Annotated in this window: 11 protein-coding genes; 5 read left to right on the plus strand and 6 right to left on the minus strand. The window is 68.8% G+C overall.

All coding sequences use genetic code 11. The features are described from left to right. Positions 1-66: 66 nt before the first annotated feature. Positions 67-1,995, minus strand: coding sequence for an EAL domain-containing protein (locus ACTJKJ_RS22880; RefSeq protein WP_091734118.1), 1,929 nt, complete (start codon positions 1,993-1,995; stop codon positions 67-69). Between the two features lie 71 nt (positions 1,996-2,066). Further along, on the minus strand, positions 2,067-2,699 hold the full coding sequence (locus tag ACTJKJ_RS22885; RefSeq protein ID WP_297384005.1) for a transglutaminase-like cysteine peptidase: 633 nt from the start codon (positions 2,697-2,699) through the stop codon (positions 2,067-2,069). A gap of 181 nt (positions 2,700-2,880) precedes the next feature. Here ACTJKJ_RS22885 and ACTJKJ_RS22890 point away from each other — a divergent pair, with 181 nt between their 5' ends. Beyond that, positions 2,881-3,747, plus strand: coding sequence for an HDOD domain-containing protein (locus ACTJKJ_RS22890; protein ID WP_183481038.1), 867 nt, complete (start codon positions 2,881-2,883; stop codon positions 3,745-3,747). Positions 3,748-3,786: 39 nt separating this feature from the next. Here the strand turns inward: ACTJKJ_RS22890 and ACTJKJ_RS22895 are convergent, their stop codons facing one another. The 4 genes from ACTJKJ_RS22895 to aceE all read right to left on the minus strand — a co-directional run bounded on the left by ACTJKJ_RS22895 (position 3,787) and on the right by aceE (position 11,056). Further along, positions 3,787-4,725, minus strand: a complete 939-nt coding sequence (locus tag ACTJKJ_RS22895; protein WP_297384009.1) for a delta(1)-pyrroline-2-carboxylate reductase family protein — start codon at positions 4,723-4,725, stop codon at positions 3,787-3,789. Next, positions 4,695-6,515, minus strand: a complete 1,821-nt coding sequence (lpdA, locus tag ACTJKJ_RS22900; RefSeq protein ID WP_440822282.1) for a dihydrolipoyl dehydrogenase — start codon at positions 6,513-6,515, stop codon at positions 4,695-4,697. Before lpdA ends, ACTJKJ_RS22895 begins: the two co-directional genes overlap by 31 nt. A 110-nt stretch (positions 6,516-6,625) precedes the next feature. Beyond that, entirely contained in the window at positions 6,626-8,326 is a 1,701-nt protein-coding gene (gene aceF, locus ACTJKJ_RS22905) for a dihydrolipoyllysine-residue acetyltransferase (protein WP_440822284.1), read from the minus strand. A gap of 24 nt (positions 8,327-8,350) precedes the next feature. Further along, positions 8,351-11,056 carry a pyruvate dehydrogenase (acetyl-transferring), homodimeric type gene (gene aceE / locus ACTJKJ_RS22910; protein WP_440822286.1) on the minus strand — a complete coding sequence of 902 codons (2,706 nt, stop codon included), beginning with the start codon at positions 11,054-11,056 and terminating at the stop codon, positions 8,351-8,353. A 324-nt stretch (positions 11,057-11,380) separates the two neighbouring features. On the opposite strand from aceE, the gene ACTJKJ_RS22915 reads away from it, so the two are divergent. The 4 genes from ACTJKJ_RS22915 to ACTJKJ_RS22930 all read left to right on the plus strand — a co-directional run bounded on the left by ACTJKJ_RS22915 (position 11,381) and on the right by ACTJKJ_RS22930 (position 16,858). Then, complete coding sequence (locus ACTJKJ_RS22915; RefSeq protein WP_440822288.1) at positions 11,381-13,978, plus strand: PAS domain-containing sensor histidine kinase; 2,598 nt, start codon at positions 11,381-11,383, stop codon at positions 13,976-13,978. Further along, entirely contained in the window at positions 13,975-14,610 is a 636-nt protein-coding gene (locus tag ACTJKJ_RS22920; protein ID WP_091734133.1) for a response regulator transcription factor, read from the plus strand. The genes ACTJKJ_RS22915 and ACTJKJ_RS22920 overlap by 4 nt, the downstream gene beginning before the upstream one ends. Before the next feature lie 100 nt (positions 14,611-14,710). Next, the gene (gene folD / locus ACTJKJ_RS22925; protein ID WP_440822291.1) at positions 14,711-15,568 is read left to right on the plus strand and encodes a bifunctional methylenetetrahydrofolate dehydrogenase/methenyltetrahydrofolate cyclohydrolase FolD; all 858 of its coding nucleotides are present in this window, start codon (positions 14,711-14,713) and stop codon (positions 15,566-15,568) included. 135 nt (positions 15,569-15,703) lie between these two features. Then, positions 15,704-16,858, plus strand: a complete 1,155-nt coding sequence (locus ACTJKJ_RS22930) for a right-handed parallel beta-helix repeat-containing protein (RefSeq protein ID WP_440822293.1) — start codon at positions 15,704-15,706, stop codon at positions 16,856-16,858. Position 16,859: the final 1 nt, after the last annotated feature.

Raw genomic sequence — 16,859 nt, forward strand, 5'->3', positions numbered from 1 at the left:
TGAGAGCTTCAGATCGCTTGGCAAGAGCGCTTGACGGCCGTCAAGCGCTTCACCGACTTGGATCAGTCAGGGCTTGATCTCCTGCGCGGACGCCCACGGACCGGTGATGCCGTCGAGTTCGCAATCCCACAGCGCCTGCGCGTCGAGCGCGTCGGTCACGCCTTCGGCATAGACCTTCAGCGACAGGCTGCGCAGCATGACCACCAGGCTGCGCACGAAGGCTGCGCGCGCCACGTCCGCCGACACCCCGCTCACCACCGAGCTGTCCAGCTTCACGTAGTCCAGGCCCGCCTGGAAAAGACGATCAATTTGAGCCAGTCCCGCGCCCGCGTGTTCCAGGCCCAGTTGGACGCCCAGCGGTCGCAGCTGCCGGCCCAGTTCCTGCAGCGTCTCGAAGTGCTGCACCGCGGCCGGCTCGGCCAGTTCCAGGCCGATGGCGCGTCGCACCGAAGCCGGCGCCGCCTGCACCAGTTCGCGCGCCCGCGCGATGAAGCTGCCGTCGTTGAGCGTGGCCGGCGCCACGTTGACGCAGCGCGCGCGCTGGTCCTGCTGCGTGGCCTGCAGTGCGAGCGCGAGTGCCTGCAGGTCCGCCTCCGCGCTCAGCCGGTGACGCAGCGCCAGCGGCAGCCAGCGCGCGGCCGGCTCGAACTCGCCGACCGGATTGAGCTTGAGCTGCAGCGGACATTCCAGGTGCAGCACCTGCCGCTCGCGGCCGATCAGCGGGAACTCCAGCAGCCGGCTGCGCTGCTGCGCCAGCGCGTCCGAGATCAGCGCGCGCCACGCCCGCTCGCCCTGCGCGACCTCGTCCGACGGCGGCGCCTCGCGCAGCTCCAGCACGACGCCCTCGCCCTGCTCGGCCTTGGCCAGCGCCGCATCGGCCGCGGCGAACCAGGCGCTCATCGGCTGGTCGCGCATCAACTCGACCGCGCCCAGCGCGACGCCCACGCCCGAGCCCAGGTTCTGCAGGCCCGCCCGCAGTGCATCGGCCAGCGCCTGCGCCGTGTCACCGACCACGTTCGGCGCCGGCAGCCACAGCGCGAAGTCCGAGCCGTTGAGCCGGCCGGCCAGGCAACCGCGCACCTGCTCCGGATAGACACGCAGCGCCTGCGCGATCGCCACCAGCGCCTGGTCCGTCGCCCCATGGCCGAGCCGCTGGTTCAGGCCCTGCAGGTCCTTCAGCCGCAGCAGCACCAGGCCGGCGCGCAGCGGGCCGTCATCGCGCTCGAGCGCGGAATTGAGCTCCGCCACGAACTGCCGCCGGTGCGACAGCCCGGTCAGCTCGTCGCACAGCAGCTGGTGATGCAGCGTGCGCAGTTGCTCGGCCTGGGCCTCGAACATCTGCCGGGTGCGCACCACCATCGTGTTCATCGCGCTGGTCAGCTTGCGCATCTCCGGCACGCGCGGCTCGAGCACGGTCTCGAAGCGCCCCTGCGTCACGCCCTCGGCCTGGCGCACCGCCGTGTCCAGCGGCCGGCGCAGCCGCGACAGCACGATCGCCGCCGCCACGCCCGTGACCACGCCCACCAGCAGCAGCCAGCTCGCCGTGCTCAAGGTCGCGCGCCACAGCGCCTCGTGGACGTAGCCGGTCTGGCCGCGCAGCTCGATCTCGCCGACCGCCTTCCAGCCGTCCGACACCTTGGCCACGCCCGGCGCCACGTCCAGCGGCAGCAGGGCCACGAACCAGCGCGGCGCATGCGCGACCTGCGGCGTCTCCAGGTGCCGCTCGAACACCTGCGCCCCGCCGCCATCGCGCCAGCGCACGCTTTCATAGGCGCCCGCGTCGAACTGCGCCGAGATCAGCAGCGACATCAGCTCCGCGTCGCCCTTCTGCTGCGACAGCGCCAGCGCCAGCGCATTCGCGTTGTCGGCGTTCTTCAGCTGGGCCTGCGTCTGCAGCAACTCGCGCAGCGACCAGGTGCTCACCGCCACGCCGCCCAGCACGGACGCCAGCACCGCGCCCAGGACCAGGCACCAGATTTGTCTTATCAGGGACATGTCGTGAATTCTCCGTCGCCCTTCGTCTTGTCGTCTCCGGCCTCTCCCGGGGGACCCGCCGCGCCGGTCCCTCAGAAGCCCTCCGCCTTCGCCTTCGCCAGCAGGTCGCGCCACAGCGACAGCCGCACCAGCGGATTGCCCGCGGTGGTGGCGCCCACGCCGCTCCACAAGCCCTCGCCGTTGAAGCTGAACACCGGCGTGAGGTCCGGCCGCAACGACGCGGGCCGGATCTCCGGATTGATATTGTCCAGAATCAGGGGCTCCGCCTCCGGCTGCGCATAGTAGGCCAGGACCATGTGCGCCTGGGGCCGCCCCTGGAACTGCGCCCGCACGTAGACCATCCGCAGCCGCGACTGCGGCACCCCGGCGGCCAGCAGGCTCATGTACTTCGCGATCGCGTAGTCCTCGCAGTCGCCGGCGCCCTTGTCCAGCAGCTCCAGCGGCGTCGCCCAGTAGTCGATCTGGCCCCACACCTCGATGTCGTCGCGGAACGCCACCCGCTGGTTGAAGAAGCCGTTGACCGCGGCCAGCCGGTCGCGCTCGTCCGGCATCGCGGCCGCGCGGTCGGCCATCTGGATCATCGCCTTCACCGCGGCCTGCGTCCGGGGCGACAGCTTCGCGGCCGATTCGGTCAGCCGGTCCTGGTCCCAGCCCCAGGCCAGCGCCGACCACAGTCCCGCCGTCCACGCGAGCGCCCACAGCACCGGCCGGATTCTCCGGCCAGCACGGGACACCGTACGCGTGACGAAACGTGACATGCGCTGCAATGTATCTGCCTCCACGCCTGCCCGAGGGCGAACCGCGACGCGCCCCCCGGGGACCGGCAATTTGCCGCACCGCCTTCACGCGGCGCCCGGGGAGCGGCCGGGATAATCCGGCGCTCAGATGAAGACCCATGCCATCCGCCAGGAACTGGACCAGGCGCGCGCCAACGGACCGCTGCGCCAGATCCAGATTCCCCCCTGTCCCGAGCTGCTGCAGCGCCTGCGCGCGGCGATGGACCAGCCGCAGCCCGACCTCAACGAGGTGGCGCGCATCGCCGCCGCCGACGTCGCCATGTCCGCCACCCTGCTGCGCGTGGCCAACAGCCCGCTGCACCTGGTGGCAGGCCACGTGCCCTGCACCACCGTGGGCCAGGCGATGTACCGGCTCGGCCTGGACGAAAGCGCGGCGCTGATGCAGGCCTTCCTGGTCCGTCACGCGATCCCGGTCAACAGCCCGCACCTGCTGCGCTTCTGGCAGCGCTCCACCAAACGGTCGATCGCGATGGGTTTCATCGCCGGCCAGCTGCCCGGCATGCGGGTCGACCTGGCGCAGGGCTACGGCCTGTTCTGCCACGTCGGCATGCCGGTGCTGCTGCAGAGCGTGCGCGGCTACGGCGCCACCATGGTCGAGGCCGCCGCCCGCATCGACCGGCCCTTCATCGCCACCGAGAACGTCAATCACCGCACCGACCACGCGGTCGTGGGCGCGCTGGTGATCAAGGTGTGGCACCTGGCGCCGGAGCTGATGACGGCGATCCGGCTGCACCACGACTTCGACGCGCTGCGGGATGAAGGCGTCGAGCCCGAGGTCCGCACGCTGATCGCCGCCGGCCTGATCGCCGAGCACCTGATGCGCCGGCACGAAGGCCTGGACGAGGACGTCGACTGGGCCGCCAACCGCGCGGCGGCGATGGCTTGGCTGCACCTGTCGGAGGATGAGCTCGAGCAGTGGGACGAGGCGCTGCGTCCGAGGCTGGACGAGGCCTGAGGACCTCACGCGGGCGTCACCCGGGGCGCCCGGGGCGCTTCAGCCACGCACCGCGACGCGCGCCGCGGCCAGGTCCCAGCGGGCGCAGCCGACACTCTTGAACAGCCGCGTGCGGCCGTCGTCGACGGGGCGCTGGCCCATCACCAGGTCCTCGATCGAGGCCTGCGGCTCGAAGCGGCCGGCCGCCATCAGGTCGCCGGCCTCGGCCTGCGCGCCCACCGGATCGTCGACCCAGACCTGCGCGCCGCGGACCAGTTCGGGCGGCAACTCGACCATGTCGTCGCGGAACGCGCCGACGCCGATCACCACCGCCCCCTCGCCGACGCCGGGCCGCAGCACCGGCACGCGGCTGGTCGTGGCGCAGACGATCAGGTCCCAGGCGTGGCGCGCCTGAGACTCGGCCGGCAGGGGCTCGACGCCGAGTTCCTCGACGAAGCCCGGCTCCGCCTGATGGCCCTGGACATGGATGGTGGCCTGCGGATGCAGCGCCTGCAGCGCTTCCACATGGGCCCGCGCCTGCACCCCGCCGCCGACGACCAGCGCGCGCCGCGGCGCCTCGCGGGCCAGGTGCTGCAGCGCCAGCATGCTGACCGCGGCGGTGCGGCGCGCCGTCAGCGCGGGGCCGTCCAGCACCGCCAGGCGCTGACCGGTGCGGCTGTCCATCACGACGACCTCGCCCGAGATCGTCGGCAGGCCCAGCGAGGCATTGAGCGGATGCACGCTCACGAGCTTGGTGATCGACAGCGTGTCGCTCAGGCAGGGCATCACCAGCAGCACGCCGTCCTGGCGCAGCGGCAGGACCTGCCGCGGCGGACAGGTCAGGCGGCCGTCGCGATGCTCGCGGCACACCAGCGCGATCTCCTCCATCAGAAGGGACCACGGCAGGGCCCGCGCGGTGGCGGCGGCGTCCAGGACCAGCATCCGCTCGTCGGCTTCCTGCCCGAGGCTTACTTGCGCGGCGGCGGGACGTCGGTGCACGAGCCGTGCGCGACTTCCGCGGCCAGGCCGATCGACTCGCCCAGCGTCGGGTGCGGGTGGATGGTCTTGCCGATGTCGACCGCGTCCGCGCCCATCTCGATCGCCAGCGCGATCTCGCCGATCATGTCGCCCGCATGCGTGCCGACGATGCCGCCGCCGATGATGCGGTGGGTCTCCTCGTCGAACAGCAGCTTGGTGAAGCCCTCGTCGCGCCCGTTGGCGATCGCGCGGCCCGAGGCGGTCCACGGCAGCAGGCCCTTCTTGACCTTGATGCCGCGCGCCTTGGCCTCGTCCTCGGTCACGCCGACCCAGGCCACTTCCGGATCGGTGTAGGCGACGCTGGGGATCACGCGCGCGTCGAAGCGCGACTTGGCCAGCGCGTCGTCGCCGAGCAGCTCGCCGGCGATGACTTCCGCCGCCACGTGGCCCTCGTGCACCGCCTTGTGCGCCAGCATCGGCTGGCCGACGATGTCGCCGATCGCGAAGACATTGGGCACGTTGGTGCGCATCTGCACGTCGACCGGGATGAAGCCGCGGTCGGTGACCACGACGCCGGCCTTGTCCGCGCCGATCTTCCTGCCGTTGGGCGTGCGGCCCACCGCCTGCAGCACCAGGTCGTAGACCTGCGGTTCCTTCGGGGCTCCCTCGCCTTCGAACGTCACCTTGATGCCTTCGGGCGTGGCTTCGGCCGCGACCGTCTTCGTGTTCAACATGATGTTGTCGAAGCGCGGCGCGTTCATCTTCTGCCAGACCTTGACCAGGTCGCGGTCCGCGCCGGTCATCAGCGTGGGCAGCATCTCCACGACGTCCAGGCGCGCGCCCAGCGTCGAGTACACCGTGCCCATCTCCAGGCCGATGATGCCGCCACCGACGATCAGCATGCGCCTGGGCTTGCTGGTCAGCTCCAGCGCGCCGGTCGAGTCGATCACGCGCGGGTCCTTGGGCATGAAGGGCAGGCGCACCGCCTGCGAGCCCGCGGCCAGGATGATCTTCTTGAACTTCAGCGTCTGGGTCTTGCCGGTGCGCTCCTGGCCCTCGCCGCCGGTCTCCTCGACCGACAGGTGGTTGGCGTCCAGCAGCGAGCCGTAGCCGCGCACGACCGTGACCTTGCGCATCTTGGCCATCATGGCCAGGCCGCCGGTCAGTTTGCCGATGACCTTCTTCTTGTGCGTGAGCAGCTTGGGGAGCTCGACCTTGGGCTCGCCGAACTCGACGCCCAGATCGGCGAAGTGCTTGACCTCGTCCATCACCGCCGCGACGTGCAGCAGCGCCTTGGACGGGATGCAGCCGACGTTCAGGCAAACGCCGCCCAGCGTCGCGTAGCGCTCGACCAGCGCGACCTTCAGGCCCAGGTCGGCCGCGCGGAACGCCGCCGAGTAGCCGCCGGGACCGCCGCCGAGCACGATCACGTCGTATTCGCCTTCGGCGGGGCCGGTGTAGGTGGCGGCCTGCGGGGCTGGCGCCGCAGGTGCGGCCGCCGGAGCGGGCGCCGCTGCGGGAGCCGCCGCGGCCGGAGCCGGCGCGGGAGCCGACGGCGCGGGCGCTGTCGCCGCATCGCTCTCCAGCACGACGATCAGGTCGCCCTGGTTGATCTTGTCGCCCAGCTTGACCTTGAGCTCCTTGACCACGCCGGCCGTCGAGGACGGGATTTCCATCGAGGCCTTGTCGGACTCGACGGTCACCAGGCTCTGCTCCTGCTTGATCGTGTCGCCGACCTTGACCAGGACTTCGATGATCGCGACGTCCTTGAAGTCCCCGATGTCGGGAACCTTGACTTCAACTTGTGCCATATGGTGTGTCTCGCAATCAGTTTCTTAGCGCCCCCAGCCGGCGCCGGGCCGCCCCAAGGCGGCTGGGCACCCGCCCGGCGGGTGGGGGCGGTACCCCGCCCCCGGGTGCATCACAACGCGATCCGACGGAAGTCGGCCAGCAGCGAGGCGAAGTACACGTTGAAGCGTGCGGCCGCCGCGCCGTCGATGACGCGGTGGTCCCAGCTCAGCGACAGCGGCAGGATCAGGCGCGGCGCGAACTGCTTGCCGTCCCACACCGGACGCGTCTGCGACTTGCACACGCCCATGATCGCGACTTCAGGCGCGTTGATGATCGGCGTGAAGTAGGTGCCGCCGATGCCGCCCAGCGACGAGATCGAGAAGCAGCCACCGGTCATGTCGGCCGGGCCGAGCTTGCCGTCGCGGGCCTTCTTGGCCAGCTCCGACATCTCCTGGCTGATCTGGAAGATGCCCTTCTTGTCGCAATCACGGATCACCGGCACGACCAGCCCGTTGGGCGTGTCGGCCGCGAAGCCGATGTGGAAGTAGTTCTTCAGGACCAGCGTGTCGCCATCCAGCGAGGCGTTGAACTCGGGGAACTTCTTCAGCGCCGCGACGGTCGCCTTGATCATGAAGGCCAACATCGTCACCTTGATGCCGGACTTCTCGTTCTCCTTGTTCAGCTGGACGCGGAAGGCTTCCAGCTCGGTGATGTCCGCGTCGTCGTGGTTGGTGACGTGCGGGATCGTGACCCAGTTGCGATGCAGGTTGGCGCCGCTGATCTTCTTGATCCGCGACAGGTCCTTGCGCTCGACCGGGCCGAACTTCTCGAAGTCGACCTTGGGCCAGGGCAGCAGGCCCGGGAAGGCGCCACCACCGGCGGCACCACCCGCCGGGGCGGACGCCTTCTGCGCCGAGGTCTGCGCGGTGCCGGCCATCACGGCCTTCACGAAGGACTGGATGTCGGACTCGGTGATGCGGCCCTTGGCGCCGGAGCCCTTCACTTCCTCGAGCGGCACGCCCAGTTCGCGCGCGAGCTTGCGGATGCTCGGCGAGGCGTGCGGCAGCTTGCCGGTGGGCTTGGTCGGCTCATGCGGGGGCAGCGCGGCGGTCGGGACCTGGCGCTCCACCGTCGCGGGGGCCGGGGCGCTCGCGGTGGCCGGAGCCGGTGCCGCGGCAGCCTGCGCCGGGGCGGGCACGGCAGCGGCGGGTGCCGGCGAGGCAGCGCCACCGGTGGCCTCGATCACGGCGATCTTCGTGCCCTTGGACACCTTGTCGCCCAGCTTGACCAGCAGCTGCTTGATCACGCCGCCGTGCGACGACGGGATCTCCATCGAGGCCTTGTCGGATTCGACGGTGATCAGGCTCTGCTCGGTCTTCACCGTGTCGCCGACCTTGACCAGCACCTCGATCACCGCGACCTCGTCGAAGTCGCCGATGTCCGGCACGACGATGTCGACCGGACCGGCCGATGCGGCCGGGGCCGCCGCAGCCGCGGGGGCCGGAGCGGGCGCGGCCTGCGGCGCCGCAGCGGCGGCCGCGGGAGCCGGCGCAGAAGCCGGCACGGCAGCGGCCGGCGCGGGGGCTGCGGCGGCGTCGCTTTCCAGCACGACGATCAGGTCGCCTTCGTTCAGCTTGTCGCCGAGCTTGACCTTCACTTCCTTGACGACGCCCGCCGCCGAGGACGGGATCTCCATCGAGGCCTTGTCGGACTCGACGGTGACCAGGCTCTGCTCAGCCTTCACCGTGTCGCCGGGCTTGACCAGCAGCTCGATGATCGCGACGTCCTTGAAGTCCCCGATGTCGGGAACCTTGACTTCCACCAATGCCATAACTCGTGTCTCCAAGCCGCCCGCTTACGCGTACAGGGGGTTGATTTTGTCGACGTTGATGCCGTACTTCTTGATGGCTTCGGCGACCTTGGCCTGCGGGATCTTGCCTTCGTCAGCCAGGCTCTTCAGCGCGGCCACGACGATGTAATGGCGGTTGATCTCGAAGTGCTCGCGCAGCTTGGAGCGGAAATCGCTACGGCCGAAACCGTCGGTCCCCAGCACCTTGTACGAGCGGCCCGCCGGGATGAAGGCGCGGATCTGCTCCGCGTAGTTCTTCATGTAGTCGGTCGACGCGATCACCGGCCCCTGCACCTTGCTCAGCTGCTGCGTCACGAACGGCACGCAGGCCAGCTCGGTCGGGTGCAGCAGGTTCCAGCGCTCGGCGTTCTGGCCATCGCGGGCCAGCTCGTTGAAGCTGGGGCAGGACCAGACATTCGCGCCCACGCCCCAGTCGGCCTCGAGCAGCTTCTTGGCGGCCTGGCTTTCGCGCAGGATGGTGCCCGAGCCCAGCAGGTTCACCGTCAGCGGTTGGGCGGCGGCCTCCTCCAGCAGGTACATGCCCTTGAGGATCTGCTCCTCGGTGCCGGCCTTCAGGCCAGGCATGGGGTAGTTCTCGTTGAGCAGCGTCAGGTAGAAGTAGACGTTCTCCTGGTTCTCGACCATGCGCTTCAAGCCCGAATGCAGGATCACCGCCACCTCGTGCGCGAAGGTCGGGTCGTAGCTGATGCAGTTCGGGATGGTGCCGGCCAGGATGTGGCTGTGGCCGTCCTCGTGCTGCAGGCCTTCGCCGTTCAGCGTCGTGCGGCCCGAGGTGCCGCCCAGCAGGAAGCCGCGCGCCTGCATGTCGCCGGCGGCCCAGGCCAGGTCGCCGATGCGCTGGAAGCCGAACATCGAGTAGTAGACGTAGAACGGGATCATCACGCGGTTGTTCGTCGAGTACGACGTCGCCGCGGCGATCCAGCTGGCCATGCCGCCGGCCTCGTTGATGCCTTCCTGCAGGATCTGGCCGGCCTTGTCCTCGCGGTAGTACATGACCTGGTCCTTGTCGACCGGCGTGTAGTTCTGACCCGCGGGGTTGTAGATGCCGATCTGGCGGAACAGGCCTTCCATGCCGAAGGTACGGGCCTCGTCGACCAGGATGGGCACGGTGCGCGGGCCCAGTTCCTTGTCGCGCAGCAGCGTGGTCAGGAAGCGGACGTAGGCCTGGGTGGTCGAGATCTCGCGGCCCTCGGCGGTCGGGTCCAGCACGGCCTGGAAGGTGGCCAGGTCGGGCACCTTCAGCGCTTCATCGGCCTGCGGGCGACGCTTGGGCAGGTAGCCGCCCAGCGACTTGCGGCGCTCGTGCAGGTACTGCATCTCGGGCGTGTCGTCGGCCGGCTTGTAGAACGGGATCTTGGCCAGCTCGCTGTCCGGGATGGGGATGTTGAAGCGGTCGCGGAAGGCCTTGATGTCCTCGTCCTGCAGCTTCTTGGTCTGGTGCGCGGTGTTCTTGCCCTCGCCGATCTTGCCCATGCCGTAGCCCTTGACGGTCTTGATCAGCATGACGGTGGGCTGGCCGACGGTGTTGACCGCCTTGTGGTAGGCCGCGTAGACCTTCTGCGGGTCGTGGCCGCCGCGGTTCAGGCGCCAGATGTCCTCGTCGGACATGTTCTCGACCATCTTCAGCAGCTCCGGATGCTTGCCGAAGAAATGCTTGCGCACGAACGCGCCGTCATTGGCCTTGTAGGCCTGGTAGTCGCCGTCCAGCGTCTCCAGCATGACCTTGCGCAGCAGCTCCTGCTTGTCGCGCGCCAGCAGCGGATCCCAGTAGGAGCCCCAGATCAGCTTGATGACGTTCCAGCCGGCGCCGCGGAACTCGCCCTCGAGCTCCTGGATGATCTTGCCGTTGCCGCGCACCGGGCCGTCCAGGCGCTGCAGGTTGCAGTTGACGACGAAGATCAGGTTGTCGAGCTTCTCGCGCGCGGCCAGGCCGATCGCGCCCAGGCTTTCCGGCTCGTCCATCTCGCCGTCGCCCAGGAAGACCCAGACCTTGCGCTTGGAGGTGTCGGCGATGCCGCGCGCATGCAGGTACTTCAGGAAGCGCGCCTGGTAGATCGCCATCAGCGGGCCCAGGCCCATGGACACCGTCGGGAACTGCCAGAACTCGGGCATCAGCTTCGGGTGCGGGTAGCTCGACAGGCCCTTGCCGTCGACTTCCTGGCGGAAGTTGTCCAGCTGTTCCTCGGTGATGCGGCCTTCCAGGAAGGCGCGGGCATAGATGCCGGGCGCGCTGTGGCCCTGGATGTAGAGCAGGTCGCCGCCGTGCACGCCATCGTCGCCATGCCAGAAGTGGTTGAACCCGCAACCCAGCATCGTCGCCAGCGAGGCGAAGCTGGAGATGTGGCCACCCAGGTCGCCGCCGTCTTCCGGATGCAGGCGGTTGGCGCGCACCACCATCGCCATCGCGTTCCAGCGCATGAAGGCGCGCAGGCGCTCTTCCATGTCGATGTTGCCGGGGAAGCGCTCTTCCCGGTCGGCCGGGATGGTGTTGACGTAGGCGGTGGTGGCCGAGAACGGCACGTCGATGCCGGCCTGGCGCGCGTGGTCGATCAAGGTCTCGAGCAGGAAGTGCGCGCGCTCGCCGCCCTCCTCGCCGATGACGGCGGACAGCGCGTCCAGCCATTCCTTGGTTTCGAGAGCGTCGGTGTCATTGGCGGCTGCGCCGAGGAACGACTGGGGCTGCGCGGACATGTGTTGTCTCCTGTGTCTCAATCACGGCCTTCGGACGGGCGGGTCGCGCGGCGCGGTGTCCGTTCCGAACAGGCAATCCTGCCCGAGCTTGAGGAAACACGCATGCGTCGGCACCCTCCAGAAGGGCTATGGCGGCGGAGTGTCGCATAAGCCGTGGATTTTCCAAATAGCGCGATGCGTTTCCGTATCGTGAAATTTCCAAGGCGTTTTCAGCGGGATTTCGTGATGGATGTCTTTCACGATGCGATCCGGGAATGCCCGGATCGGGAATGCCCGGGGCCGCGGGAGCCGGGTCGCACCAAAGGCGCCGGGATAATCGCGCCCATGTTGTCCCGCCTCGATGTCCAAGGCTTTGCGCGCCGTGCCCTGAACCCTCTCAAACGCCTGGTCTCGGCGTGGTGGCGGCGGCAGTCGCCGTCGCGGCAGGACCGCTTCGCGACGCTGGGCCCGCTGCTGTCGGTGGTGCTGTTCCTGGCGGCGATCGTCTCGGCCTTCTGGTACCTGCGCAACGAGGAGATCGAGCGCGAGGCCGAGGCCGTCAAGCGCGACACCGAGATGGCGCAGCAGCAGATCCGCTCGCGCCTGATCGAGAACGAGGACTTCCTGATCCCGCTGCAGCGCGACCTGGCCAACCGCGCGATCGACAACCTCGAGTTCACGCAGCGCGCGATGGCGATCGCCCGCAACCGCCCCGAGATCACCCACATCACCTGGCTGAACGCGCGCCGCGAGCGTCGCGTCAGCGTGGCGGCGATCGGCGAGCAGGCCGACTCGCTGATGACGCTGGACGGCAGCGACCCGTCGATGCCCAACGGCCATGCCAACAGCGAGCCCGAGCGCGCCTTCCAGGGCGCCCGCGACCGGCGCACCCGGGTGTATTCGGCCTCCTTCGCCGACGCCAACAACACCACCGTCTTCCAGCTGCAGCTGCCGCTGAGCGACCGCGCCGGTTTCGCCGGCGTGCTGATCGCCGAGTACGCGGTGGAGGGCCTGCTGCGCTATTCGGTGCCCAACGAGCTGACTTCGCGTCACGCGGTGGCGGTGCTCGACCCGCGCGAGCAGGTGGTCGCCAGCACGGTGACGCCGATGCCGGGCAGGCGCATCACGCGCGCGCCGATCTATTACGAGGTGCCGATGGCGCCGGCCCCCGGGCTGGTGCTGCGCGGCCAGGGCTACCGGACCTCGATCGGGCTGATCTCCAACACGCTGTTCTGGATGGTGATGGCGCTGTCGGTGCTGACCGTCTGGATGCTGCTGGGCACCTGGAAGCACATGCGCCGGCGCGCGCAGGTGCAGAACGCGCTCGCCGCCGAGACCAACTTCCGGCGCGCGATGGAGAACTCCATGCTGACTGGCATGCGCGCCATGGACCTGGAGACGCGCATCAGCTACGTCAACCCGGCCTTCTGCGCGATGACCGGCTTCGCCGAGTCGGAGCTGATCGGCCGCAAGCCGCCCTTCCCCTACTGGCCGCCCGACCGCTACGAGGAGAACCTGCGCCTGCTGCAGCAGGAGATGCAGGGCCGCAGCCCCGCCGGCGGCTCCGAGGTCAAGGTGATGCGCAAGGACGGCAGCATCTTCGACGCCCGCATGTATGTCTCGCCGCTGATCGACCCCAAGGGCAAGCAGAACGGCTGGATGACCTCGATGACCAACATCACCGAGGCCAAGCGGGTGCGCGACCAGCTGTCCGCGTCGCACGAGCGCTTCACCACGGTGCTGGAAGGCCTGGACGCGGCGGTGTCGGTGCTGTCGGTGCAGCAGGGCGAGCTGCTCTTCGCCAACCGCAGCTACCGGCTCTGGTTCGGGGCCGATCCCAAGGGGCACGCGATGCTCGCGGGCTCGCAGCTGGCCGGCGCGACCAGCACCAAGGAAGCGAACTTCGAGACCGACGAGGACGTCGACGACTACGGCGGCCTGCCGGCGCAGCACCTGACCGAGGTCGGCGGTGATTCGCGCGAGGTCTTCATCGCGCAGCTCGACATGTGGTTCGATGTCCGCGCCCGCTACCTGCAGTGGACCGACGGCCGCCTGGCGCAGATGCTGATCGCCACCGACATCACCGCGCGCCGCCATGCCGAGGCCCAGCAGCAGCAGCAGGCCGAGAAGGCGCAGGTCACCAGCCGCCTGATCACGATGGGCGAGATGGCCTCGAGCGTCGCGCACGAGCTCAACCAGCCGCTGACCGCGATCACCAACTACTGCAACGGCATGGTCTCGCGGGTGCGCAACGACAACATCCAGAAGGACGACCTGATCGTCGCGCTGGAGAAGACCGCCAAGCAGGCGCAGCGCGCGGGCCAGATCATCCATCGCATCCGCGCCTTCGTGAAGAAGAGCGAGCCGCAGCGCCAGCCGGCCTTCGCGGCCTCGATCGTCGAGGACGCGGTCGAGCTCGCCGGCATCGAGCTGCGCCGGCGCAACGTGCAGATCCACACCTACGTCGCGCAGCGGCTGCCGGTGATGCGGGTCGATCCCATCCTGATCGAACAGGTGCTGCTGAACCTGCTCAAGAACGCCGCCGAGGCCATCGACAACGCGGCGCTGCCGCCCTCGCGCCGCCACATCGAGCTGCGCGTCGTGCCCAAGCACACCGCCGAGCTCGGCGCCAACATCGAGTTCTCGGTGACCGACATGGGACCGGGCCTGCCGGTCGAGGTCATCGAGCGCATGTACGAGGCCTTCTTCTCCACGAAGGCCGATGGATTGGGCATCGGCCTAGGGTTATGCCGGTCCATCATCGAGTCCCACCAGGGTCGGATCCGCGCCGAGAACCTCTACAATGGCCCGTCCATCGTCGGGTGCCGGTTCGCGTTCACGATCCCCGTGGACATTCCGCGTCCGGAGCCCCAGCTGGCTCCGCTCGACAAGAGCGGCGACCCGGGGACGGGCACTGCTCACAACACCGCAGCAACACCATGAGCTTGATTCCGAAGAAGGGTAATGTCTACGTCGTCGACGATGACGAGGCCGTGCGAGATTCCTTGCAGTGGCTGCTGGAAGGCAAGGACTACCGGGTCAAGTGCTACGACTCCGCCGAGAGCTTCCTGAGCCGCTACGACCCGCGCGAAGTGGCCTGCCTGATCGCCGACATCCGCATGGAAGGCATGAGCGGCCTGGAGCTGCAGGACAAGCTGATCGAGCGCAAGAGCCCGCTGCCCATCGTGTTCATCACCGGCCACGGCGACGTGCCGATGGCGGTGCAGACGATGAAGAAGGGCGCGGTCGACTTCATCGAGAAGCCGTTCAAGGAAGAAGAGCTGCTGTCGCTGGTGGAGCGCATGCTGGACCAGGCGCGCGGCGCCTTCGCGACGCAGCAGGAAGCGGCCAGCCGCGACGCCCTGCTGTCGCGCCTGACGACGCGCGAGGCGCAGGTGCTGGAGCGCATCGTCGCCGGTCGCCTGAACAAGCAGATCGCCGACGACCTGGGCATCAGCATCAAGACGGTGGAGGCGCACCGCGCCAACATCATGGAGAAGCTCAACGCCAACACCGTGGCCGATCTGCTGAAGATCGCGCTCGGCGCGAACACGGCGGCCGCCAAGGCGGGCTGATCCGACGTCCCATCCGAAGGCCGCTGCGAAGCGGCCTTTTGCATTCCCCGGGCAGAGCGATCCTCTGCCCTTGCGCTTTTCTGATTCCGGAGTACCGACCATGACTGCTCAACTGATCGACGGCAACGCGCTGTCCAAGCAACTGCGCGCCGAGGTGGCGACGCGCGCCGCCGCGCTGACCGCCAAGGGCCTCAAGCCCGGCCTGGCGGTGGTGCTGGTCGGCGAGAACCCCGCGAGCCAGGTCTACGTGCGCAACAAGGTCAAGGCCTGCGAGGACGCCGGCATGCATTCGGTGCTGGAGAAGTACGCCGACACGATGACCGAGGCGGAGCTGCTGGCGCGGGTCGATGCGCTGAACAACGATCCGGCCATCCACGGCATCCTGGTGCAGCTGCCGCTGCCCAAGGGCATCGACGCGCACAAGGTGATCGAGGCGATCGCGCCGGAGAAGGACGTCGACGGCTTCCACGTCGCCAGCGCCGGCGCGCTGATGGTGGGCCAGGACGGCTTCAAGCCCTGCACGCCCTACGGCTGCATGAAGATGCTGGAGTTCATCGGCTATGACCCGAAGGGCAAGCATGCGGTCGTGATCGGCCGCAGCAACATCGTCGGCAAGCCGATGGCGATGCTGCTGCTGCAGGCCAACGCGACGGTGACGGTGTGCCACAGCGCGACGCCGGACCTGGCGCACTTCACCCGCCAGGCCGACATCGTCGTGGCGGCGGTGGGCAAGCGGAACGTGCTGACCGCGGACATGGTCAAGCCGGGCGCGGCGGTCCTGGACGTGGGCATGAACCGCACCGAGGAAGGCAAGCTCTGCGGCGACGTGGACTTCGACGGCGTCAAGGAAGTCGCCGGCTGGATCACGCCGGTGCCGGGCGGCGTCGGCCCGATGACGATCACGATGCTGCTGGTCAACACCATCGAATCGGCCGAGCGCGCCGCCGCACAGCGCTGACCGAGGCTCTTTCGCTATAGGGAATAGACCAACTCAAAGAGGTCGGTCGGCCGACTTTGAAGATGGTTTGAAGCGACTGACGGAAGTGAGGTCGGTTCGCACACTGCGCTCCCCTTCAAGTGCAGAAAGCGAACCATGCGCTCCACATTCAAGCTTCTTTCCCGTCCCACGATCCGGCGCTGCGCCGCATCGGCTTCCGTGCTGCTCGCACTGGGGCTGGTCCACGGCCTCTCGCTGGCCCAGAACTGCGATGTGCTCGGCGGCGGGCGCGGCTACAGCGCCGCGCTTCGCGCCGAACAGATGCCGGGACATGTGGCGGCCCGCGACTTCGCATCGCTCAAGGCCGCCGTCGACAGCGGTGCCCGCCACATCCATGTGCCGAGCGACGCGACCATCGAGCTGCCCAATCAATCCTCCGCCCTGTGGCTGCGCGCCGGGCAGACGCTCTTCGGCGACCGCGGCCTCGAGGGCCGCCCCGGCGGACTGCTGCGCACCCGATGGGTCGATGCCGCCGCGCGCAACTATCCCGTCATCGTGGTTGAAAGCGGCGCGCGCATCTCCGGCCTGCGCATCGAAGGGCCGTCGGGCGAGGTCACCTCCACCAACAGCACCATCGGCATCCAGCTGCTTCCCGGCACGCAAGGCGTCGAGATCGACAACAACGAGCTCTACCACTGGCCCTGGGCGGCGGTCAGCGTCAAGCAATCCGTCGACAACCGGATTCACCACAACCACATCCACGACAACCTTCGCTCCCAGCTGGGTTATGGCGTCGTGGTCCAGAACGGCCATGCCCAGGCGGACATCCACTGCAACGTCTTCAACGCCAATCGTCACGCGATTGCCGGCAGCGGAGAGCCCGGCGAGCGCTACCAGGCCCGGGACAACCTGGTCCTCAACGGCGGCGGCAGGGGCGCGTATCACCAGTTCGACATGCACGCCGGGTCGACCGGCGCTGGCGGGCAATCCGTCGAGATCACCGGCAATGTCTTCGACTTCGGCCGCTTCGGCACCTCGAACCGATCCAGCGTCCTGATCCGGGGCGTGCCCAAGGAGGGGCCGATCACCGTGGTCGGCAACCTCTTCACGCAGGGATGGGTGGTGGGGTCGCAGACCGCGGTCGCCGGCGTGGCGGGCTCGATTCCCGACGTCGAGCAGATCCATCAATGGAACCGCTTCCAGACTCCGGCCGTCTACAGCAGCCATCCGGCGGGAGAGTGCCGCCTGACCATCGCCGGCCGCACGACCCGGGTGAATTGCGAGGCCGTGCAGCAGCCCGTGCTTCCCTGAG

The sequence above is a fragment of the Roseateles sp. 22389 genome (assembly GCF_052044995.1).
Lineage (GTDB): Bacteria > Pseudomonadota > Gammaproteobacteria > Burkholderiales > Burkholderiaceae_C > Roseateles.